Genomic DNA, 20925 nt, shown 5'->3' with positions numbered 1-20925 from the left:
ATAAAGTAATTTTTACTTTTGATTGAAATTGATGGGCGGCTGCTGGGCCTTGCGTCCTCAGCCGCCTTGTTGGTTTGCGCCGTCCTCGTTGGCGGATGGTTGGGGTGGGTAGCGCAATGCAATGGCGGCCAGCAGATGGCTGCGAAACTGCTCGGCAGCGGGCGAGAGTGAGCGCCCGGCGCGGCTGAAGACGTGAAAGCGCCGCAGCACTTGCGGCTCTTGCAACAGCCGCATCTCGGCGTTGTAGAGCTTGACCAGCGAGGCCGCATAAGGCATGCACAAGGTGATGCCCAGGCCGCAAGCGACCAGGCTGAGGGCGGTGGACATGAAGGTCACCGTCATGGCGGGATGAATGTCCTGGCGGCGGATGGCGGCGTGCAAGTCGATGGAGAGCCGCTCGGTGAACTGGCCTTGCAAGGTGATGACCGGTTGCTCGCTCAAATCGTCCCAGCGCAGCACTGGGCGCTGCGCCAGCGGGTGCCCGGCGGGCAGCACGGCGTGAAAGGGCAGCTCAAACAGCGGTGTGGCGTCCAGATCGGCATGGGGTTCGCGCTCAGGCCCCAGGCCCAGGTCAACCTCGCCGGCCAGCACCCGGGCGGTGACGCTTTCCACCGCGCAATCGAACAGGCGGATTTCCACATCCGGGTGCTGGGCGCGAAAGCTGGCAATCAAATCGGGCAGCAGGGTGCAGGACATCAATTGCGGCGCGGCGATGCGCACCAGGCCTTTTTTCAAGGCCTTGAGGTTGCTGACTTCGTTGAGCACGCCGTCGAGATCGTGCAGCATCTGCTCGATCATGGGGTAAATGCCCCGCCCAACCTCCGAGAGCTGGATTTGGCGCGTGCTGCGATCGAACAACCGCACGCCCAGCGCCAGCTCCAATTCCTTGATCAGGCCGCTTAAGGCCGATTGGGTCACAAAAAGCTTTTGGGCGGCCTGGGTGAAGCTGCCGGTTTGAGTCACAGCAATAAAAGCGCGCAGCTGCCGCAATGTGATATTCATCGGAAATACTGATAGATGAATTGAAAAAATCTGTTTGAATGATAAAGGGTTTTATTTTGTAATCGCCGCCGAATCAGCCCGAGGCGCTGCGCAACCAAGAGCCGCCTTCGATTTGCAACGCATAAATGTAAGGAGACTGTCATGCAAGAAACGCTGGTGAAAAAGGTCCATCACGTGGCCTATCGCTGCAAGGACGCGCTGGAGACGGCGCGCTGGTACGAAAAGCACCTGGGCATGAAGCTGGTGCTCTCGATTGCCGAGGATGCCGTGCCCTCCACAGGCGAGGCCGACCCCTATATGCACATCTTTCTGGACGCGGGCATGGGCAATGTGCTGGCGTTTTTCGAGCTGCCTACGCGCAAGCCGATGGGGCGCGATGAAAACACCCCGTTGTGGACGCAGCACTTGGCGCTGGAGGTGGAGTCGATGGAGGCTCTGCTGGCCACCAAGGAGCGCCTGCAAGCCGAAGGCATCGAGGTAATCGGGCCGACCGACCACGCCCTGTTCCAATCCATTTACTTTTTCGACCCCAACGGCCACCGCCTGGAGCTGGCGGCCAACACCGCACCCAAGGGCATGCTGGAGGCGCTGGACAAGGTGAAGTGGGAAATGCTGGAAGAGTGGGCGCAAACCAAGCGCGCCCCCAAACATGCTGCCTGGATGCACGATGGCAGCTACAAGGAGATGTTCCAATGAAACTGGCTTCTTTGAAACAAGGCGGGCGCGACGGCACGCTGGTGGTCGTCAGCCGTGATTTGCAACGCTGCCGCCCGGTGCCAGCCATTGCCCGCACTTTGCAAGCTGCGCTGGACGATTGGGAGGCCTGCGAGCCGCAGTTGCGCCAGGTGTATGAAGCGCTCAACAGCGGCGCGCTGGATGCCCAGCCGTTTGACGAGGCTGCTTGCGCCTCGCCGCTGCCGCGCGCCTATCAATGGGCCGATGGCTCGGCCTACATCAACCACGTGGAGCTGGTGCGTAAGGCGCGCAATGCCGAAATGCCGCCTTCGTTTTACGAAGACCCGCTGATGTACCAAGGCGGTTCGGACAGCTTTATCGGCCCGCGCGATGCCGTGGTGGCCGCTGAAGCCTGGGGCATCGACTTCGAGGCGGAGGTGACGGTGGTCACCGGCGATGTTCCGCTGGGGGCCACGCCTGCTGAGGCGGCCAAGGCCATCCGGCTGGTGATGCTGGTCAACGATGTGAGCCTGCGCAACCTGATCCCCAACGAGCTGGCCAAGGGTTTTGGCTTTTTCCAGAGCAAGCCCGCATCTGCCTTCAGCCCCGTGGCGGTCACGCCCGATGAGCTGGGCGATGCCTGGCGCGATGCCAAGGTGCACTTGCCGCTGATGGTGCATCTCAATGGCGAGCTGTTCGGCAAGCCCAATGCCGGGGTGGACATGACGTTCGACTTCGGCCGTCTGGTGGCGCACGTGGCCAAGACCCGTGAGCTGGAGGCTGGCTCCATCATCGGCTCTGGCACGGTATCCAACAAGCAAGGCGATTTGTGGGGTTCGTCCATTGCACACGGGGGCGTGGGCTATTGCTGCCTGGCCGAAGTGCGCACCTACGAGACGATCGAGCAGGGCAAGCCTGCCACGCCTTTCATGCGTGACGGCGATGTGGTGCGCGTGGAGATGTTCGACGAGCAGGGGCGCAGCATCTTCGGCACGATTGAAAACAGAGTGACGGCCATCGCGGGCTGATTGCTCTATCGCGTCTGGCGCCGGACATGTTTCGGGCAGACGCGCCCAACCGGCTGGCTGCGAGGCGATCGTCAAGGATTGCTGCGCAGCGGGCCACTCCCATAAGCAAACCAAATCAACACGACCGATAGGAGACCTATGAAAAAGATCCGTAAGCAACTTGCAGGCACTGTGGCCGCTGCGGTGACAGTGCTGTTTTCGGCGCCTGTGGCGGCGGAAGAAATCGTGCTCAAAGTGGCGCATTTCTGGCCGTCTTCGGCACTGAGCCAAAAACAGGTGCTGGAGCCTTGGTGCGCCAAGATCGAGGCGGAATCGAATCAGCGCATGAAGTGCCAAATCTACCCGGCCATGCAATTGGGCGGCACGCCCGGGCAGTTGATCCAGCAGGCTGCCGACGGCGTGGCCGATATTGTGTGGACCTTGCCCGGTTACACGGCCGGGCGCTTCCCTTCCGTGGAAGTGTTCGAGCTGCCCTTTTTGACGCGTAACGCAGAAGGCGCCAGCCGCGCCGCCTGGGAGTATTACGAAAAGTACGGCAAAAAGGACTTCGAGGCGGTCAAGCCGCTGGCCTTTCACGTGCACGATGCAGGTCATATCCACAACAACAAGCGCGAGATCAAGAAGCTCGCCGACTTTCGTGGTCTGAAAATGCGTGCCCCCACCCGCCTGACCAATCGGATGATCGCCCACTTGGGCGCCACGCCTGTGGCGATGCCGATGCCGCAGACCCCCGAGGCCGTCTCCAAAGGCGTGGTCGATGGCTACGTGCTGCCCTGGGAGGTGGTGCCGACCATGAAGCTGCACGAGATGACCAAGTACCACACGGAGATGGATGCCTCGCAGCCCGCGCTGTACACGGCGGTGTTCACCATCGCGATGAACAAGGCGCGCTACGAGAGCCTGCCCGATGATTTGAAAAAGGTGATTGATGCCAACTCGGGTGTGGATTTTTCCGCCTCCATTGGCCGCGCCTGGGATGAGTCCGCGCCTGCTGCACGCAAACAAGCGGTGGATCGTGGCAACAAGTTCTACACCGTCCCTGCCAGCGAAGCAGCGCAGTGGGTCAAGGTGGGCGATCGCATTGCGACCGAATGGGTCAAGGATGTGACCGGCAAGGGCTACCCAGGGCAGGAAATGCTCGATGCCGCGCGTAGCTTGATCGAGAAGCACAGCCGCTAAACCTCAGTATGGGGGCCGGGCTTGCTGGGAGCGCCATGCGCTCGGGCTCGGCCTTTTTCTTTCTGTTTGGGAGAAACGGTGATGGCAGAGGTGATTCCTCAATTGGATGCCCCCAACGACCCCGTCCCCCGGGATGCTGTGGGGCGTTTTTTGTTGCGCTGGTCACAGGCTTCGGCGCTGGGCGGCGCGGTTTTGCTGTTTGGCGCGTGCTGTGTGTCGGTCTATAGCGTGCTGGGGCGCTGGTTGTTTGATGCCCCGGTGCTGGGCGATGTGGAAATGGTGCAAATGGCTTGCGCCTTGGCCATTGCCGCATGCCTGCCTTATGCGCAGATGAAAAATGCGCATGTCATTGTGGATTTTTTCACCCACTCGGCGCCTGCTCGGGTGCGTCGCGTTTTGGATCGGGTGGCGGCGTTGGTGCTGGCAGTGGCCTCGGCGGTGATCGCCTGGCGCAGCTTCGTGGGGGCCTGGGAGGCAGCGCGCAGTGGCGAGAGCGCCATGATTTTGGGCTGGCCCCTTTGGTGGTCGTATGTGACGCTTGGGCCGGGCTTTTTGCTGCTGTCGCTTACGGCGCTCTACACCTATTGGCGCATCGGCCGCGATGAAGGAGAGCGCGCATGAGCAGCGTGACAATTGGTTTTCTGGTCGGTGGCTTCACGCTGTTGCTGCTGGCGCTGCGCATCCATATCGGCATGGCCATGCTGGTGGGCGGTTCGGTGGGCTACATTGCCGTTTCCGGCTGGGATCCGCTGATGAGCTATTTCAAGCACCTGGCCTATGGTCGTTTTTCGATTTACGACCTTTCGGTGGTGCCGCTGTTTTTGCTGATGGGCAATATCGCCTCGTATGGCGGTCTGTCGCGGCGGCTGTTTGAAGCCACCAATGCCTTCATGGGGCATTACCGTGGCGGTGTGGCGATGAGCGCCATTGGCGCTTGCGCGGGGTTCGGGGCCATTTGCGGCTCGTCCCTGGCAACGGCGGCCACGATGGGGCGTGTGGTATTGCCGGAGCTGCGGCGCAACCAATACGCCCCCTCGTTGGCCACGGGCGCGCTGGCTGCGGGCGGCACGCTGGGCATTTTGATTCCGCCCTCGGTGGTGCTGGTGATTTACGCCATCTTGGCCGAGCAAAACGTGGCGGCCATGTTCATGGCGGCTTTGGTGCCTGGTTTGATTGCCATGCTGGGGTACATGCTGGTGGTGGCCATTTTTGTGCGCATCGTGCCAGGCTCGGGGCCTGCGTCTGAGCGCATGCCCTGGCGGCAGCGGTTGGCAGCCCTGGCCAGGGTTTGGCCGACTGTGGCGGTGTTCGTGGTGGTCATCGGCGGTATTTACGGGGGCATTTTCACGCCGACGGAGGCCGCGGCTGTGGGCACTATTGCCACCACCGTTTTGGCGATTTTGTCGCGCGAGCTGGATGTGAAGGGGTTTATGGCGGCGGTCTTTGGCGCGGCCGAAGCCAGTGCCATGATCTTTTTGATCTTGCTGGGCGCCGATGTCCTCAATGCCTTCTTGGCGCTCTCGCAAATGCCGCAAACGCTGGCGCAGTGGGTGCTGGGCAGCGGCTTGTCGCCAGCCTTGGTGCTCATTGGCATCTTGGTGACGTACTTGGTGCTGGGCTGCATCATGGACAGCCTGTCGATGATTTTGCTCACCATTCCCATCTTTCTGCCCATTGTGATGGGGCTGGATTTTTGGGGCCTGAATCCCACCGACAAGGCTATTTGGTTCGGCATTCTGGCGCTGATGGTGGTGGAAATCGGCCTGATTACCCCGCCGGTGGGGATGAACGTCTTTGTCATCAACAGCCTGGCCAGGGATGTGCCGATGAAAGACACTTTCCGCGGCGTGCTGCCTTTCCTGGCTTCGGATCTGCTGCGCATTGCCTTGCTGGCTTTGTTCCCCACGCTGTCGCTGGGGTTGGTGCACTTGTTGGGGGGATAAGGCCATGAAGCTCTATACCTATTTCCGCAGTTCGGCGGCTTACCGCGTGCGCATTGCGCTCAACCTCAAGGGCCTGTCTTATGAGGCCGTGCCGGTGCATTTGGTGCGCGGCGAGCAGCGCCAAAGCGACTACTGCAAGCTCAACCCCGCCGGTTTGGTGCCGACGCTGGAGGTGGATGGTCAGGCACTGACGCAGTCGCTGGCGATCATCGAGTATCTGGAGGAAACCCAAGGCGGCCCGGCGCTGTTGCCTGCCGATGCCTTGGGGCGGGCGCGGGTGCGGGCGCTGGCGCAAGCCATTGCTTGTGACACGCACCCTTTGAACAATCTGCGCGTCTTGCAGTATTTGGGTCAGAGCTTGGGCGTTGATGAGGCCCAGCGCACCGCGTGGTACCACCACTGGGTGCAATTGGGCCTGGGGGCGATGGAGCGCATGCTGGCCGACGACCCGCGCACTGGGGCGTTTTGCCACGGTGACCAGCCCACGCTGGCCGATTGCTGCCTGGTGCCGCAGGTTTTTAACGCCCGCCGCTTCGGGTGCAGCCTGGATGCCATGCCCACCGTGCAGCGCATCGCCGCACACTGTGAGCAGTTGGAGGCCTTCCGCCGCGCTGCGCCTGAGCAGCAGCCCGATGCGGCCGCTTGATCCGCTTGACCCCTGAACCTCCGCCCTGGCTGTTGTCCATGAGCGCTACACCCTCCTCGACCGCTGAAGCCATGCCACTGCTGCGCGTGGTATGGGTGCTAGCGCTGCTGCTGGGCTTGCAGCCCGTTACCACCGATTTGTATCTGCCGGCCTTGCCCGCGCTGACTGAGGCGCTAGCCGGTTCCGTGCAGCAGGCCCAGCTCACGCTCTCTGGCCTGCTGCTGGCCTTCGGGCTGGCGCAACTGTTTTTTGGCCCCCTTTCCGATCGATGGGGACGCAAGCCCGTGCTGCTGGCCGGCCTGACCTTGTACGTCGCGGTGGCGTTGGGTTGCACGTTGGCGGCTTCGATGGAGGTGTTGCTGGTTTTGCGCATGGTGCAAGGCGCTGCACTGGGGGCGGTGGTGGTGTGCGCACGCGCACTGGTGCGCGATCTGTATGCGCCTGAAATTGGCGCGCGGGTGTTGGCGCGAGGTCTCTCGGGTTTGGGGATGCTGGCTTCTCTGAGCTTGCCGCTGGGCGGCGTGTTGGCGCATTTTCTGGGCTGGCGGGCCACGCTACTGGGCATGGCCTTGTTCGGGGCTGTGGTGCTGGGGGTGATCGTGTGGGGTTTTCGGGAAACTTTGCCGCAACCCGATGCGCAAGCCTTGCAGCCCGTGCGATTGCTGGCAACCTGGCGGCGGGTGTTGAGTAACCGGCGCTTTTGGGCTTATGCCTTGCTGGCCATGGGCAGCTATGGCGGGCTGTTCACGTTTTTGGCGGCCTCGTCTTTCGTTTTCATCGGGTTGCTGGGCGTTTCGCGCCTGCATTACGGGCTGTTGATGTTTTCGATGGCCTTTTCTTACTTGCTAGGCACCTATGTTTGCAGGGCGCTGCTGGTGCGCTTGCATTTGCAAAAGACGGTGTTGATTGGCGGCGCGTTTGCGTTGACGGGCAGCTCGCTGGTGGGGCTGCTCAACTTGGGTGGCGTGAGCAGCGTCTGGACGGTGCTGCCGCCTTTCTATCTCTACATGATTGGCCACGGCATCAATTTGCCGTGCGGACAGGCCGGGGCGGTGGGGCCGTTTCCCGATGCGGCCGGGGCGGCCTCGGCGCTCAGCGGTTGCCTGATGATGCTGTGCGCCTTTTGCATGGGGCAGTGGCTGGGCGTGTGGCTGGAGGGCAGCGCCTGGCCCATGACGCATGGCATCTGGTTCTGGGGCGTTCTCACGGCGCTGGTGGCCTGGGGGCTGGTGTGGCGTTTGCCCAAGCAGTGAGAGGGGGCTTGTTCGGTGCTCTATTATAGATCAATAAGAAATAAAATTACCTTGTTTCGGCAATTTGGGTATAGTTTCTTTTTTACATTGATTTGCAATTGAAGTGGGTGGGGCTACAGCGCCCGCACGCACTCCAGGGCTTGCTCAATGCGCTCCACGGCGTGGACCTGGATGCCGGCAATGGGCTTTTTCGGGGCATTGGCCTTGGGCACGATGGCGACGCTAAAGCCCAGCTTGGCCGCCTCGCGCAGCCGCTCCTGGCCGCGCGTGGCCGGGCGCACTTCGCCCGCCAGGCCCACTTCGCCAAAGGCGATAAAACCCTTGGGCAAGGGCTGGTTGCGCAGCGAGGACTGGATGGCCAGCAAGATCGCCAAATCGGCCGCTGGCTCGTTGATGCGCACGCCGCCTACGGCGTTGATGAACACGTCCTGGTCGTAAGTGCCCACCCCCGCGTGGCGGTGCAGCACGGCCAGCAGCATGGCCAGGCGGTCGCGCTCCAGCCCGACGGAAAGCCGCCGCGGGCTGGGGCCGCCGGTGTCCACCAGAGCCTGGATTTCCACCAGCAGAGGGCGGCTGCCTTCGAGCGTGACCAGCACGCAACTGCCCGCCACCGCCTCGCTGTGTTGGCTCAAGAAAATCGCGCTGGGGTTGGAGACGCCCTTGAGGCCGCTTTCGGTCATCGCAAACACGCCGATCTCGTTGACCGCGCCAAAGCGGTTCTTGATGGCGCGCACCAGCCGGAAGCTGCTGTGCGTGTCGCCCTCGAAATACAGCACGGTATCGACCATATGCTCCAGCACACGGGGGCCAGCGATGGTGCCTTCCTTGGTGACGTGGCCTACCAGCACCATCGCAATGCCGGTGCTTTTGGCCTGACGCGTGAGGTGGGCGGCGCACTCGCGCACCTGCGCTACCGAGCCGGGCGCAGAGCTGAGCTGGTCGGAGTACAGCGTCTGGATCGAATCGATCACCACCACCGCAGGTTGGTGCGCATCGGTGGCGGCGAGGATTTTTTCAAGCTGGATTTCGGTCAGGATGGGCACCTGGCTGTCGGGCAAATCCAGCCGCCGCGCGCGCAGCGCGATTTGCGCGCCGCTTTCCTCGCCGCTGACGTACAGCGTGGGCAGGCCCTGGCGTTGCAGGCGATCGAGCGCTTGCAGCAGCAGGGTGGATTTGCCAATGCCGGGATCGCCGCCCATCAACACCACCGAGCCTTCCACCACGCCGCCGCCCAGCACCCGATCCAGCTCGGCAATGCCGCTGGGGGTACGCGCGATTTCGTTGGCCTCAATCTGCGCCAACGGCGTGATGGGCTGGCTTTGCGCGCCCGCGTAATGGCTGGCGCTGCTTTGGGAGAGGCGGTTTTTGCTCTCGCGCGCAGGCGGCGCGCTGGCCGTCTCGACCAGGCTGTTCCAGGCCTCGCAACCAGGGCAGCGCCCGAGCCAGCGCGGCGAAGTCGCCCCGCAAGCCGAGCAAACGTAATGGGATTTCTCGCGTGCCACAGTGAAAAAAGAAAAGTGCAGCGCCCCCGGCCCTGCCGGTCAATGCAGCCGAAACAGCCAGGTGCGCCGGATGTAAAACGAAACCAGATACAGCAGCACATCCACCGCCACCTTCGCAGGCACGGCCGGTAGCTGCCAGTGCGCCACCAGCCACTGCACCAGCGTGGCCGAGCACAGCATGATGGCTACCGCCAGTGCCGCATAGCCCAGCAGTTGCGACAGCAAGGTTTGCGCTTGCCGCCCTTTGAACACAAACAGCCGGTTGCCAGCGAAGTTGAACAGCGCCGAAAGCACCCGCGCGAGGACGACGGAGAAAAACACCCGCCCCGTGACGTGATGCACCAGCGCAAACAGCAGCACATCCAGCGCGAAAGACAGGCCCGCCAGCGCCAGATCGCGCACCAAAGCGTGGCGGGCAGGCAAGGACTGGGGAGCGGTTGGCATGAAGCAGGGCAGGGGCTGGCAATTCAACAAGCGCGCGATCATACGAGAAGGGCTGGGGATGCACCGTGCATGCGCGTGCGCCAATCAAAGAACAAGCCTTGAGCTCCCCAGCGGCCAAGGCACATATGAGGGGAGGGGGCAAAAAAAAGCCCTTGGCGCTATGCCAAGGGCTTTGGATATGGTGGGTGATACAGGGTTCGAACCTGTGACCCCTGCCGTGTGAAGGCAGTGCTCTACCACTGAGCTAACCACCCGAATCAATCGGTTCGCGTTGCAGCGAAAGGCGAGATTGTAGCGGCATTTTTGGTGCGGTGAGAAAAAATGTGCGAGAAATAGGCCTTGGCTCGCAAAATCGAATTTTTTACAGTTCATTAAGCAAAATAATATTGCTATTTTGGCTTGATGGGTAAGAAGATTGTTTTTCTATGTTTTGGAATTGTTTTGGCTGGTGTGCGGCAGGCGCTCAAAGCGCCGGGGGTGCTGGCGGTGCTGGGCTTCGTGCTGCATGGATTGGCGCTGCCAAGGCCAGTGAAAAGCCGCAAGTGTCAACAGCAGCACCGGCACGGTCAACCAAGCGGTCAGCCCGCCTGCCAGATGGGCGCAGGCGACAGCCAGGCAGGCGGCGAGCACGCGCGAAGGGCGCAGCCGCACGCGAGGGCAGGTGTCGCGCAGAAAACCGTGGCAATGCGGGCACTGGGGGCATAGCCCTGTGGGCTGCCACCAGTGCGCGCCTGGCGGTGGCAGCTCGTACAGCGGGGTGGCGAAGTGTTGATCGCACCAGGGGCAAAGGTAAGCGCCGCCGCTTTCGCCGGGACGGTAATGCCCATCCATGAAAGTATGCGCACCGCTGAGTTGGGCATCGCAATGCGGGCAAATGGCCTGCGGGGCGGGCAAAGGGCGTTTGCAGCAGGCGCATTGCACGCTGGCGGGCTGGGTGGTCATGTCGCAAACTCGTGTATCGGGGGGTAAGGGGCAAATGTAATGCACGCTGTTGAGAGCGCGTATTCATGCAAGACGTGATGGGGAAAGTTGCGGGATGCCAGAAATTGCTGCTAATCGCTGCTTTTATCGCAGGTATCTCTGGAGAGAGGGTCAGTCAAACGTAAAATCGGCCCTTTTTTCCACGAGAGAGACAAGGCCAGTCGATGCACAAAATCAAGCGAGGCCTGAACTTGCCCCTTGCTGGCGCGCCTGCGATGCAGATAGGCGACGCTGCGGCCGTGCGCCGCGTGGCCGTCATCGGGGCCGATTACCACGGCCTGAAGCCGACGATGGCGGTGCAGGTGGGCGACCGGGTGAAAACGGGCCAGCCGTTGTTTTCCGACAAGAACCAGCCGGGCGTGCACATCACCGCGCCGGCGGCGGGCGTGGTCAGCGCCATTCACCGCGGGCAGCAGCGGGTGCTGCAATCGGTGGTGATCGACATTGAGGGCGCGCCGGGCCAGGAAGAGGCGCTGGCCTTCGCCCGTTATGAAGAGGCCCAGCTCGACGCGCTGAGCGACGCGCAGGTGCGCGAGAACCTGCAGCACAGCGGCCTGTGGGCGGCGCTGCGCACGCGGCCGTTCAGCAAGATTCCGGCGGCTGACGCCACGCCCGCGGCGATTTTCGTCACGGCCATGGACACGCACCCGCTGGCGGCCGACCCGGCCCCCATCATCAATGCGCACGCTGGCGACTTCCGCCACGGCCTGCGCGCGCTGGCGCGCCTGGCGCCGCTGGTGCTGTGCAAGGCGCCCCATACATCATCCAATGCCTCGCTGCCGGGCGAGGACGTGCCGGGCGTAAAGGTGGAGCAGTTCGACGGCCCGCACCCGGCTGGGCTGCCGGGCACGCACATCCACTTCGTGCTGCCTGTGGATGCGGCGCGCACGGTGTGGCACATCGGCTATCAGGACGTGATCGCCATCGGCAAGCTGTTCACCACGGGCCAGTTGTGGACCGAGCGCATCGTGGCGCTGGGCGGGCCGGTGGTGAAAAACCCGCGCCTGCTGCGCACGCGCCTGGGCGCGAGCCTGGAGGAGCTGACCGCCGGCGAGCTGGAAGGCGCGGACAACCGCGTGATATCCGGCTCGGTGCTGGGCGGGCGCACGGCCAGCGGGCCGTATGCCTTTCTGGGCCGCTACCACGTTCAGGTGAGCTGCCTGCACGAAGGCACGGAGCGCGAGATGCTGCATTACCTGCGCCCGGGCGCACGCAAGCATTCGGTGACCGGGGCCTTTCTCTCCAGCCTGCTGGGCCGCCGCCTGCTGCCCATGAGCACCACCACCAACGGCAGCCCGCGCGCCATGGTGCCCATTGGCAATTACGAGGCGGTGATGCCGCTGGACATCCTGCCCACGCAGCTGCTGCGCGCGCTGATCGTGGGCGACACGGAGATGGCGCAAAAGCTCGGCTGCCTGGAATTGGATGAAGAAGATTTGGCGCTGTGCACCTACGTGTGCGCGGGCAAGTACGAATATGGCCCGATCTTGCGGGACAACCTCACCCGCATCGAGAAGGAGGGCTGAACACCATGGGCCTGCGATCTTTTTTTGACCGTATCGAGCCGCACTTTCACCAAGGCGGCAAGTACGAGAAGTGGTACGCCTTGTACGAGGCGGTGGACACCTTCCTCTACCGCCCGGCCAGCGTGACGCGCTCCACCGCGCACGTGCGCGACAGCATTGACCTCAAGCGCATGATGATCATGGTCTGGCTGTGCACCTTCCCGGCCATGTTCTTCGGCATGTGGAACGTGGGCTGGCAGGCCAACACCGTGTTTGCCGCCCAGCCCGAGCTGCTGGCCGCGCAGGATGGCTGGCGCTTTGCGCTGATGCGCATGCTCGGCGGCTTCAACCCCGCCAGCGCGTGGGACAACATGCTGCTGGGCGCGCTGCACTTTCTGCCCATCTACGCCGTCACCTTTGCCGTGGGGGGCTTTTGGGAGGTGCTGTTTGCCTCCATCCGCCGCCATGAGGTCAACGAGGGCTTTTTCGTCACCTCGGTGCTGTTTGCGCTGACGCTGCCGCCCACCATCCCGCTGTGGCAGGTGGCGCTGGGCATCAGCTTTGGCGTGGTGCTGGGCAAGGAGGTGTTTGGCGGCACCGGCAAGAACTTCATCAACCCGGCGCTGGCCGGCCGCGCCTTCCTGTTCTTCGCCTACCCCGCCGCGCTCTCGGGCGATGCGGTGTGGAACGTGGTGGATGGCTACGCAGGCGCCACGGCGCTCAGCCAGGCCGCCAGCGGCGGCGTGGCGGCGCTGGCGCAGGGCGGCCTGAGCTGGTGGGACGCCTTCCTGGGCTTCATGCCCGGCTCGGTGGGCGAGACCAGCACGCTGGCCATTCTGATTGGCGGCGGCGCGCTGATGCTGATGCGCATTGCCGCCTGGCGCATCGTGGCCGGGGTGATGATCGGCATGGTGGGCTTCAGCCTGCTGCTCAACCTCATCGGCTCGGAGAGCAACCCCATGTTCGCCCTGCCCTGGTACTGGCATCTGGTGCTGGGCGGCTACGCCTTCGGCATGATGTTCATGGCCACCGACCCGGTGTCGGCCTCCATGACCAACACCGGCAAATGGATCTTCGGCGCGCTGATCGGGGTGATGGTGGTGATGATCCGCGTCATCAACCCCGCCTTCCCCGAAGGGATGATGCTGGCCATTTTGTTCGGCAACCTGTTCGCCCCGCTGATCGACCACTTCGTCATCCGGGCCAACATCAAGCGGAGGGCCGCACGCCGTGTCTGATCAAAAAGAAACCATTGGACGCACGCTGCTGGTGGCGCTGCTGGTCTGCCTGGTGTGCTCGGTCTTCGTGGCTGGCGCGGCCGTCAGCCTCAAGCCCACGCAGCAGGTCAACAAGCAGCTGGACAAGCAGCGCAACATTCTGGCCATTGCCGGGCTGGCCCCGGCCGATGCGCCCGCCGCCGAGGTGCAGCGCCTGTTCAAGGAGCGCATCCAGCCGCGCCTGGTCGATCTGCAAACCGGCCGCTTCAGCGACGCGCACGAGGCTGCCAGCTTCGATCCGCTCAAGGCCGCCAAGGATCCGGCCCTCTCCGACGCCCTGCGCCCCGAGCAGGACGCGGCCTCCATCCGCCGCCGCGAGCGCTTCACGGTGGTCTATCTGGTCGAAGATGCCCAAGGCAAGACCGAAACCTTGGTGCTGCCCGTGCGCGGCTACGGCCTGTGGTCCACGCTGCACGGCTTTCTGGCGCTCAAGGACGACTACAACACCGTGGCCGGTTTCGGCTTTTACCAGCACGCCGAAACGCCCGGCCTGGGCGGCGAGGTGGACAACCCGCGCTGGAAGGCGCTATGGCCGGGCAAGCAGGTGTTTGACGCCAGCGGCCAGCCGGCCATCGCCATCGTCAAGGGCGGCGTCGATCCGGCCAGCCCGCGCGCCGTGCACCAGGTCGATGGCCTGGCCGGCGCCACGCTGACGAGCAACGGCGTCGATCACCTGCTGAACTTCTGGCTCGGCCCGCAGGGCTTTGGGCCTTTCCTGGCACACCTGCGCGCAGGAGGCAACTGAGATGGCACAACCCACGATCAAGCAAGTCCTGTTCGATCCGGTCTTCAAAAACAACCCCATCGGCTTGCAAATTCTGGGCATTTGCTCAGCGCTGGCCGTTACCTCCAACCTGAAGACGGCGCTGGTCATGTCGGTGGCGCTGACGCTGGTGACCGGCTTTTCCAATCTGTTCATCTCCAGCATCCGGGCGCAGATTCCGGGCTCCATCCGCATGATTGTGCAAATGGTCATCATCGCCTCGCTGGTGATCGTGGTGGACCAGGCGCTCAAGGCCTTTGCCTATTCGCTGTCCAAGCAGCTATCGGTGTTCGTCGGCCTGATCATCACCAACTGCATCGTCATGGGCCGCGCCGAGGCTTTTGCCATGCAAAACCCGCCCATGCTCTCGTTCTTTGACGGCATCGGCAACGGCTTGGGCTACAGCGCCATGCTGCTGGCGCTGGGCTTCATCCGCGAGCTGTTTGGCGCGGGCAAGCTGTTTGGCATCGCCGTGCTGCCCACGGTGAATGACGGCGGCTGGTACGTGCCCAACGGCCTGCTGCTGCTGCCGCCTTCGGCCTTCTTCCTCATCGGCCTCATCATCTGGGCGCTGCGCAGCTGGAAGACCGAGCAGAACGAGGCGCCCGCCTTCCGCATGGCGCCGCACGTGAGCGGCAAGGAGGGCATCTGAGATGGAACACTACCTCAGCCTGTTTTTCCGCTCCGTGTTCGTCGAGAACATGGCGCTGGCCTTCTTCTTGGGCATGTGCACCTTCATCGCCATCTCCAAGAAGGTGGAAACGGCCATTGGCTTAGGGATTGCCGTGGTGGTGGTGCAGGCCATCACCGTGCCGGCCAATAACCTGATTTACACCTACTTGCTCAAAGACGGCGCGCTGGCCTGGGCCGGCCTGCCCGAGGTGGATTTGAGCTTTCTGGGCCTGCTGTCCTACATCGGCGTGATTGCCGCGCTGGTGCAGATTCTGGAAATGCTGCTGGATAAATACGTGCCCAGCCTCTACAACGCGCTGGGCGTGTTCCTGCCGCTCATCACGGTGAACTGCGCCATCATGGGCGGCACCTTGTTCATGGTCGAGCGCGACTACAACCTGGCCGAAAGCGCGGTGTATGGCGTGGGCTCGGGCCTGTCGTGGGCGCTGGCCATTGCCGCGCTGGCGGGCATCCGCGAAAAGCTCAAGTACAGCGACGTGCCCGCCGGCCTGCAAGGGCTGGGCATCACCTTCATCACCATCGGGCTGATGGCCCTGGGCTTCATGTCGTTCTCGGGGGTGCAGCTATGAGCACGGAAATCCTGCTGGGCGTGGGCATGTTCACCGCCATCGTGCTGGCGCTGGTGCTCATCATCCTGTTCGCCCGCTCCAAACTGGTCGCCAGCGGCGACGTGACCATTGAAATCAACGGCGAGCGCAGCATCACCGTGCCCGCCGGCGGCAAGCTGCTGCAAACCCTGGCATCGCAAAACATCTTCCTCTCCTCGGCCTGCGGCGGCGGCGGCACCTGCGCGCAGTGCAAGTGCATCGTCGAATCGGGCGGCGGCGAAATGCTGCCCACCGAGGAATCGCACTTCACCCGCCGCCAGGCGCGCGAAGGCTGGCGCCTGTCCTGCCAGACCCCGGTCAAGCAGGACATGAAGATCGAAGTGCCCGAGGAAGTCTTCGGCGTGAAGAAGTGGGAATGCACGGTGGAGAGCAACCCCAACGTCGCCACCTTCATCAAGGAGCTGACCCTGCGCCTGCCCGAGGGCGAGAACGTGGACTTCCGCGCTGGCGGCTACGTGCAGCTCGAATGCCCGCCGCACACCGTGGCCTACAAGGATTTCGACATCGCCGAGGAATACCGCGCCGACTGGGACAAGTTCAACCTCTGGCGCTACGTCTCCAAGGTCGATGCGCCGGTCATCCGCGCCTACTCCATGGCCAACTACCCCGAGGAAAAAGGCATCGTCAAGTTCAACATCCGCGTGGCCACCCCGCCGCCAGGGCGCGACGACGTGCCGCCGGGGCAAATGTCCTCCTGGGTGTTCAACCTCAAGCCCGGCGACAAGGTCACCGTGTACGGCCCGTTTGGCGAATTCTTCGCCAAGGACACCGACGCCGAAATGGTCTTCATCGGCGGCGGCGCAGGCATGGCGCCCATGCGCTCGCACATCTTCGACCAGCTCAAGCGCCTGAACAGCAAGCGCAAGATCAGCTTCTGGTACGGCGCGCGCTCGCTGCGCGAAGCCTTCTACACCGAGGAATACGACCAGCTCGCCGCCGAAAACCCCAACTTCACCTGGCACCTGGCCCTCTCCGACCCGCTGCCCGAAGACAACTGGACGGGCTACACCGGCTTCATCCACAACGTGCTGTACGAGAACTACCTCAAGGACCACCCCGCCCCCGAGGACTGCGAGTTCTACATGTGCGGCCCTCCAATGATGAACGCCGCCGTCATCCAAATGCTGCTGGACCTGGGCGTGGAGCGCGACAGCATCTTTTTGGATGATTTTGGTGGCTGAGCGGGTGGCTGCCGCAGCGGCCAGAACCGCACAGCGCGGATTGCAGCATCACCACCGTCATCGCCCGCGCCCTTCGGGGTGCCCACTGCTGGCTTGCTTGCTGGCCGCTGGGGCGCTGGCGGCCTGCCAGCCCGCCGGGCAGGCTCAGCAAGTCGTGAAATTCACCGGCCCCACCATGGGCAGCAGCTACCAGATCAGCTACGTAGCTGAATCCGGCGCGCCCGGCTTGGCGGCGGCGCAGGCGGGGGTGCAGGCCATCCTGGGCGAGATCGATGCCGCCGTCTCCACCTACCGCGCTGACTCGGCCCTGGCCCGCTTCAACGCCGCGCCCGCAGGCAGCTGCATGGACATGCCCGCCGCCGCCATCGCCCTGGCCGAGCACGCCCAGGCCCTGCACGCGGCCAGCGGCGGCGCGTTTGACGTGAGCCTGCTGCCCGCGCTGGAAGCCTGGGGCTTTCGCCACCGGCCCAGCGCCCCGGTGACGACCAACATCTCGGCCGGCGTAGCCGCCGCAGCCACATCTCCCACAGCACCTACCGAGGCCGAACTGCAAGCCCTGCGCCAGCGCGTGGGTATGCAGCACCTGCGCGTCGAGGGCGCGCGGCTGTGCAAGAGCGCGCCCATCCGGCTTGAGTTCAACAGCACCGCCGCTGGCTATGCCGTGGACCGCGTGGCGCAGTGGTTGGAGGGTCAAGGCGTGCGCAATTATTTGGTGGAGATTACCGGCGAGATGCGCGCCGCAGGCAGCAAGCCCGGCGGCGCACCCTGGCGCATCGCCATCGAAGCGCCGCTGGAAAACGCGCGCCAGGCGCAGAAAATCCTCGCGCTGCAAGACATGACCTTGTCCACCTCGGGCGACTATCGCAACTGGCGCGAGGCGGGCGGGCAGCGCTATTCGCACACGCTGGATGCGCGCAGCCTGCGCCCCGTGCGCCACGCGCTGGCCTCCGTCACCGTGGCCCATGCCTCGGCTTTGCAGGCCGATGGCCTGTCCACCCTGCTGATGGCGTTGGGGCCAGAAGCGGGCTACGACTACGCCAGCGCACACGGCCTGGCCGCCTTGTTCATCACCCGCACGGGCGAAAGCAAAAACGAAAGCGAAAATGGCGGCTTCGCCACCCGCAGCACGGCGGCCTTTGATGTCGCTTTCCCTTCATCCGTTTCTGGAGCACAACCATGATCTGGCTCGTCACCCTCATCCTCATGCTGCTGGTTGTGGCCGGCATGGCCATTGGCGTCATGGCCGGGCGCAAGCCCATTGCCGGCTCCTGCGGCGGCCTGGCCAACAGCGTGGGGCTGGATCACACCTGCCATTGCGGCAAGGCCCCCGGCAGCTGCGGCAGCGATACCGGCAAGGCCTGAGGGCGCGGCTCAAAACCCCTGGCCTGCGCGGCGGGCGCTCAGGCGGATTGGGGCGGTTGGGCCGTCTGCGGCCTTGCATCCCATCCTGCTCCGTTCCATTCCAAGCCGCTGCTGCCCAATCGCGTCAAGCGCTTGAACAGCCCCTAAAGCGTGCTATGCACTTTGCGCCCCCCGTGCACGGGCGCCAGTAGGCATGCGGCATGCCGTGCAGCAAAGGCGCGGCGCTGAAAACCAAGCCATCGCGCCCCCCTGCCCAAGGCTTGCCACCAAAGCCGTATTGCAGCCCCTTGCAGGGCAGCCCAGCCTGCGGCTGGGCAAAGGCGCAACGCCGGCTACCGGCCCAGCAACGCCAGCAACGCCAGCAACGTTAGCCGTTGGCAAGCGCATGGCTGCGCCCTACAATGGGTTCAGCTCGTTACATGATTTGCAAAAACCTGTCTCTTGGGCAGGTTTTTTCCCGCCGGTCATTTTTTTCATAGGAGGTTTTGCACATGCACCCCAGCCAGGCGGCGCGGCCCTTGCCGCAGCTTTTCCCCCCTCCCCCCCGAAAGTTTGAGCGCCTGAAGCGCTTGGCCCGCTGGGCCGCCGGCGCCGCGCTGGCCTTGGGCGCAGCCGCCACCGCCCAGGCCCAGCACTGGAAGTTGGATGCTTCGTTCAAGGCCGATCAAGGCTCCACCCATGCCATGGTGCAGCACGACGGCAAGCTGTGGGCGACCTTCCTCACCGAGCTCGTCCGCCTGAATGTGAACAGCGGCACCGATGAACAGCGGCTAGATGGCAAGGGCGGCCCGGTTTTCGCCCTGGCCTTGCAGGCCGATGGCAAGCTGCTGGCGGCCGGCGGATTCACCGAATTTCCCGTTGGCGAGCCCGCATCGCGGGTCGTGCGCCTGAACCCGGATGGCACGCGCGACACCAGCTTCACCTCCCCGACCATCAGCGCACTGCTGCCGCATAACCGACTGGTGAAGCATCTGGCCGTGCAGGCCGATGGAAAAATTCTGATCGCTGGCAATTTCGGCCAGGTGGACGGGGCGCCCGCGCACGGCCTGGCCCGACTGAACGCTGACGGCAGTCGCGATGCCAGCTTTCAAAACACCCTGCCCGACCACTTTTTGGCGGGGGGCCTGCTGCTTTTGCCCAACGGCCAAATTCTGGCGGGGGCGAACAACGGGCAGCTGTACCGGCTCAACCCCGATGGCAGCCTGGCCAACGATGGGCTGGCCTATGTTGCGTCAGGTGTGACGATGCTGCACCGCCTGGCCAGCGGCAAGATTCTGGTGGGGGGCGGCTTCACTTACGTAGAGCACAAGCCCTACGAAAAGCTGCTGCGTCTGAATGCCGATGGCACGCTGGACACCAGCTTTGCCAACCCCCGCATCCAGGGTGGTAGTGAACAGGTGCAGGCCGTACAAGAGCTGCCCAACGGGCAAATCCTGATCGGGGGGAACTTCACCCAGGTGCACGGCCAGGCCCGCGAACACCTGGCCCTGCTGAACGCCGACGGCACGCTGGACAACCAGTTCAACGCACCCGCCGTGGACGGAGTCATCACCTATAGCCGTGGCATCTCCTCCTTTTTGCTGCAAGACAGTGGCAAGCTGCTGGTGGGCGGTTGGTTCAGCATGCGAGATGGCACGGTGATGCGCTCCGATGTGGTGCGGCTGATTCCGCCTGCTACCCACGCCATCACCACCGCCATCAGCCCCGCAGGCAGCGGCACGGTGACCTGCTCGCCCAGTCCGGTGTTCGAGGGCGGCAATGTCACCTGCACAGCCACGGCCAACGCGGGTTACACCTTCAGCGCCTTCAGCGGCGACTGCACGGGGACGACCTGCACGCTGACGAACGTGACCAGCCCCAAGAGCGTGACGGCCAACTTCACCACGACCCACGCCATCACCACCGCCATCAGCCCCAAAGGCAGCGGCACGGTGGGCTGCTCGCCCAACCCCGTGCCCAACGGCGGCATCGCCATCTGCAAGGCCACGGCCAAAAAGGGCTTTGTGTTTGACAGCTTCAGCGGCGATTGCACGGGCACGAGCTCGACCTGCGCGCTGACGAACGTGACCAGCGCCCAGCACGTGACGGCCAAATTCACCGCCAAGGCCACGACCCACGCCATCACCGCCACAGCCAATCCGGCCGCTGGTGGCACGGTGAGCTGCACGCCCAACCCCGTGCCTAATGGCAGCAATGCCACCTGCACGGTCACGGCCAACACGGGCTACACCTTCACCAGCTTCAGCGGCGATTGCACCGGCACGACCTGCACGCTGACGAACGTGACCAGCTCCCAGCACGTGACGGCCAAATTCACCGCCAAGGCCACGACCCACGCCATCACCGCCACAGCCAATCCGGCCGCTGGTGGCACGGTGAGCTGCGCGCCCAACCCCGTGCCCAATGGCGGCAATGCCACCTGCACGGTCACGGCCAACACGGGCTACACCTTCACCAGCTTCAGCGGCGATTGCACGGGGACGACCTGCACGCTGACGAACGTGACCAGCGCCAAGAGCGTGACGGCCAAATTCATCGCCACGCCCAGCACCCACGCCATCACCGCCACGGCCAATCCGGCCGCTGGTGGCACGGTGAGCTGCGCGCCCAACCCCGTGCCCAATGGCGGCAATGCCACCTGCACGGTCACGGCCAACACGGGCTACACCTTCACCAGCTTCAGCGGCGATTGCACGGGGACGACCTGCACGCTGACGAACGTGACCAGCGCCAAGAGCGTGACGGCCAAATTCATCGCCAAGGCCACGACCCACGCCATCACCGCCACAGCCAACCCGGCCGCTGGTGGCACGGTGAGCTGCACGCCCAACCCCGTGCCCAATGGCGGCAATGCCACCTGCACGGTCACGGCCAACACGGGCT

At 63.9% G+C, this 20925-nt stretch carries 20 protein-coding genes and 1 tRNA gene; 16 read left to right on the top strand and 5 right to left on the bottom strand.

All coding sequences use genetic code 11. The features are described 5' to 3' along the window. Window positions 1-57: 57 nt before the first annotated feature. A complete protein-coding gene (locus EBQ26_RS03830) occupies window positions 58-1002 on the bottom strand; it encodes a LysR family transcriptional regulator (protein WP_122237717.1) in 945 nt (314 codons plus the stop codon). Window positions 1003-1143: 141 nt separating this feature from the next. Here EBQ26_RS03830 and EBQ26_RS03825 point away from each other — a divergent pair, with 141 nt between their 5' ends. The 7 genes from EBQ26_RS03825 (at window position 1144) to EBQ26_RS03795 (ending at window position 7726) form a co-directional block, all read left to right on the top strand. Further along, a complete protein-coding gene (locus EBQ26_RS03825) occupies window positions 1144-1698 on the top strand; it encodes a VOC family protein (protein WP_122237716.1) in 555 nt (184 codons plus the stop codon). Beyond that, window positions 1695-2705, top strand: coding sequence for a fumarylacetoacetate hydrolase family protein (locus tag EBQ26_RS03820; protein ID WP_122237715.1), 1011 nt, complete (start codon window positions 1695-1697; stop codon window positions 2703-2705). The genes EBQ26_RS03825 and EBQ26_RS03820 overlap by 4 nt, the downstream gene beginning before the upstream one ends. Window positions 2706-2843: 138 nt before the next feature. Next, window positions 2844-3884 (top strand): TRAP transporter substrate-binding protein, encoded by a 1041-nt coding sequence (locus EBQ26_RS03815; protein ID WP_122237714.1) that lies wholly within the window; start codon window positions 2844-2846, stop codon window positions 3882-3884. Between the two features lie 81 nt (window positions 3885-3965). Continuing rightward, window positions 3966-4505, top strand: a complete 540-nt coding sequence (locus tag EBQ26_RS03810) for a TRAP transporter small permease (protein WP_122237713.1) — start codon at window positions 3966-3968, stop codon at window positions 4503-4505. Further along, complete coding sequence (locus EBQ26_RS03805) at window positions 4502-5827, top strand: TRAP transporter large permease (protein WP_122237712.1); 1326 nt, start codon at window positions 4502-4504, stop codon at window positions 5825-5827. The genes EBQ26_RS03810 and EBQ26_RS03805 overlap by 4 nt, the downstream gene beginning before the upstream one ends. A gap of 4 nt (window positions 5828-5831) precedes the next feature. Next, a complete protein-coding gene (maiA, locus tag EBQ26_RS03800; RefSeq protein WP_122237711.1) occupies window positions 5832-6473 on the top strand; it encodes a maleylacetoacetate isomerase in 642 nt (213 codons plus the stop codon). 38 nt (window positions 6474-6511) lie between these two features. Continuing rightward, a complete protein-coding gene (locus tag EBQ26_RS03795) occupies window positions 6512-7726 on the top strand; it encodes a multidrug effflux MFS transporter (RefSeq protein WP_122237710.1) in 1215 nt (404 codons plus the stop codon). A gap of 113 nt (window positions 7727-7839) precedes the next feature. Here EBQ26_RS03795 and radA read toward each other — a convergent pair whose 3' ends face one another. The 4 genes from radA to EBQ26_RS03775 form a co-directional block, all read right to left on the bottom strand. Continuing rightward, complete coding sequence (gene radA, locus EBQ26_RS03790; protein ID WP_122237709.1) at window positions 7840-9228, bottom strand: DNA repair protein RadA; 1389 nt, start codon at window positions 9226-9228, stop codon at window positions 7840-7842. Window positions 9229-9267: 39 nt separating this feature from the next. Further along, window positions 9268-9672, bottom strand: coding sequence for a GtrA family protein (locus EBQ26_RS03785; protein WP_238944125.1), 405 nt, complete (start codon window positions 9670-9672; stop codon window positions 9268-9270). Window positions 9673-9851: 179 nt separating this feature from the next. Continuing rightward, a tRNA-Val gene (locus EBQ26_RS03780) sits at window positions 9852-9926 on the bottom strand. A gap of 169 nt (window positions 9927-10095) precedes the next feature. Beyond that, complete coding sequence (locus EBQ26_RS03775) at window positions 10096-10614, bottom strand: hypothetical protein (protein WP_122237707.1); 519 nt, start codon at window positions 10612-10614, stop codon at window positions 10096-10098. 203 nt (window positions 10615-10817) lie between these two features. On the opposite strand from EBQ26_RS03775, the gene EBQ26_RS03770 reads away from it, so the two are divergent. From EBQ26_RS03770 to EBQ26_RS03730, 9 genes are all read left to right on the top strand, one after another. Continuing rightward, window positions 10818-12179 carry a Na(+)-translocating NADH-quinone reductase subunit A gene (locus tag EBQ26_RS03770; RefSeq protein WP_122237706.1) on the top strand — a complete coding sequence of 454 codons (1362 nt, stop codon included), beginning with the start codon at window positions 10818-10820 and terminating at the stop codon, window positions 12177-12179. Window positions 12180-12184: 5 nt separating this feature from the next. Beyond that, on the top strand, window positions 12185-13396 hold the full coding sequence (locus EBQ26_RS03765) for an NADH:ubiquinone reductase (Na(+)-transporting) subunit B (protein WP_122237705.1): 1212 nt from the start codon (window positions 12185-12187) through the stop codon (window positions 13394-13396). Continuing rightward, window positions 13389-14180, top strand: coding sequence for a Na(+)-translocating NADH-quinone reductase subunit C (locus EBQ26_RS03760; RefSeq protein ID WP_095552784.1), 792 nt, complete (start codon window positions 13389-13391; stop codon window positions 14178-14180). The genes EBQ26_RS03765 and EBQ26_RS03760 overlap by 8 nt, the downstream gene beginning before the upstream one ends. 1 nt (window position 14181) lies before the next feature. Next, window positions 14182-14850: an NADH:ubiquinone reductase (Na(+)-transporting) subunit D gene (locus tag EBQ26_RS03755; RefSeq protein WP_122237704.1), complete on the top strand. Its 669-nt coding sequence runs from the start codon at window positions 14182-14184 to the stop codon at window positions 14848-14850. A 1-nt stretch (window position 14851) separates the two neighbouring features. Beyond that, entirely contained in the window at window positions 14852-15460 is a 609-nt protein-coding gene (gene nqrE / locus EBQ26_RS03750) for an NADH:ubiquinone reductase (Na(+)-transporting) subunit E (RefSeq protein WP_095541765.1), read from the top strand. Next, window positions 15457-16680 (top strand): NADH:ubiquinone reductase (Na(+)-transporting) subunit F, encoded by a 1224-nt coding sequence (gene nqrF, locus EBQ26_RS03745; RefSeq protein ID WP_122237703.1) that lies wholly within the window; start codon window positions 15457-15459, stop codon window positions 16678-16680. Before nqrE ends, nqrF begins: the two co-directional genes overlap by 4 nt. 97 nt (window positions 16681-16777) lie before the next feature. Next, window positions 16778-17860: an FAD:protein FMN transferase gene (locus EBQ26_RS03740; protein ID WP_238944124.1), complete on the top strand. Its 1083-nt coding sequence runs from the start codon at window positions 16778-16780 to the stop codon at window positions 17858-17860. After that, window positions 17857-18042 (top strand): (Na+)-NQR maturation NqrM, encoded by a 186-nt coding sequence (nqrM, locus tag EBQ26_RS03735; RefSeq protein WP_095540818.1) that lies wholly within the window; start codon window positions 17857-17859, stop codon window positions 18040-18042. The genes EBQ26_RS03740 and nqrM overlap by 4 nt, the downstream gene beginning before the upstream one ends. A 491-nt stretch (window positions 18043-18533) precedes the next feature. Next, window positions 18534-20925: InlB B-repeat-containing protein (locus EBQ26_RS03730; protein ID WP_452038976.1), on the top strand; the 2392-nt coding region annotated here is incomplete at its 3' end.

The sequence above is a fragment of the Allofranklinella schreckenbergeri genome (assembly GCF_003703475.1).
Classification (GTDB): domain Bacteria; phylum Pseudomonadota; class Gammaproteobacteria; order Burkholderiales; family Burkholderiaceae_C; genus Lampropedia; species Lampropedia schreckenbergeri.
Note: the sequence above shows the minus strand (reverse complement) of the source record. Positions and strands in the feature narration are given on the sequence as shown.

Excerpts from the sequence above, each read along its gene's own strand:
- EBQ26_RS03830 (WP_122237717.1), bottom strand. The coding sequence starts at position 1,002 with ATGAATATCACATTGCGGCAGCTGCGCGCTTTTATTGCTGTGACTCAA.
- EBQ26_RS03825 (WP_122237716.1), top strand. The coding sequence starts at position 1,144 with ATGCAAGAAACGCTGGTGAAAAAGGTCCATCACGTGGCCTATCGCTGC.
- EBQ26_RS03820 (WP_122237715.1), top strand. The coding sequence starts at position 1,695 with ATGAAACTGGCTTCTTTGAAACAAGGCGGGCGCGACGGCACGCTGGTG.
- EBQ26_RS03815 (WP_122237714.1), top strand. The coding sequence starts at position 2,844 with ATGAAAAAGATCCGTAAGCAACTTGCAGGCACTGTGGCCGCTGCGGTG.
- EBQ26_RS03810 (WP_122237713.1), top strand. The coding sequence starts at position 3,966 with ATGGCAGAGGTGATTCCTCAATTGGATGCCCCCAACGACCCCGTCCCC.
- EBQ26_RS03805 (WP_122237712.1), top strand. The coding sequence starts at position 4,502 with ATGAGCAGCGTGACAATTGGTTTTCTGGTCGGTGGCTTCACGCTGTTG.
- maiA (WP_122237711.1), top strand. The coding sequence starts at position 5,832 with ATGAAGCTCTATACCTATTTCCGCAGTTCGGCGGCTTACCGCGTGCGC.
- EBQ26_RS03795 (WP_122237710.1), top strand. The coding sequence starts at position 6,512 with ATGAGCGCTACACCCTCCTCGACCGCTGAAGCCATGCCACTGCTGCGC.
- EBQ26_RS03785 (WP_238944125.1), bottom strand. The coding sequence starts at position 9,672 with ATGCCAACCGCTCCCCAGTCCTTGCCTGCCCGCCACGCTTTGGTGCGC.
- EBQ26_RS03775 (WP_122237707.1), bottom strand. The coding sequence starts at position 10,614 with ATGACCACCCAGCCCGCCAGCGTGCAATGCGCCTGCTGCAAACGCCCT.
- EBQ26_RS03770 (WP_122237706.1), top strand. The coding sequence starts at position 10,818 with ATGCACAAAATCAAGCGAGGCCTGAACTTGCCCCTTGCTGGCGCGCCT.
- EBQ26_RS03765 (WP_122237705.1), top strand. The coding sequence starts at position 12,185 with ATGGGCCTGCGATCTTTTTTTGACCGTATCGAGCCGCACTTTCACCAA.
- EBQ26_RS03755 (WP_122237704.1), top strand. The coding sequence starts at position 14,182 with ATGGCACAACCCACGATCAAGCAAGTCCTGTTCGATCCGGTCTTCAAA.
- nqrE (WP_095541765.1), top strand. The coding sequence starts at position 14,852 with ATGGAACACTACCTCAGCCTGTTTTTCCGCTCCGTGTTCGTCGAGAAC.
- nqrF (WP_122237703.1), top strand. The coding sequence starts at position 15,457 with ATGAGCACGGAAATCCTGCTGGGCGTGGGCATGTTCACCGCCATCGTG.
- nqrM (WP_095540818.1), top strand. The coding sequence starts at position 17,857 with ATGATCTGGCTCGTCACCCTCATCCTCATGCTGCTGGTTGTGGCCGGC.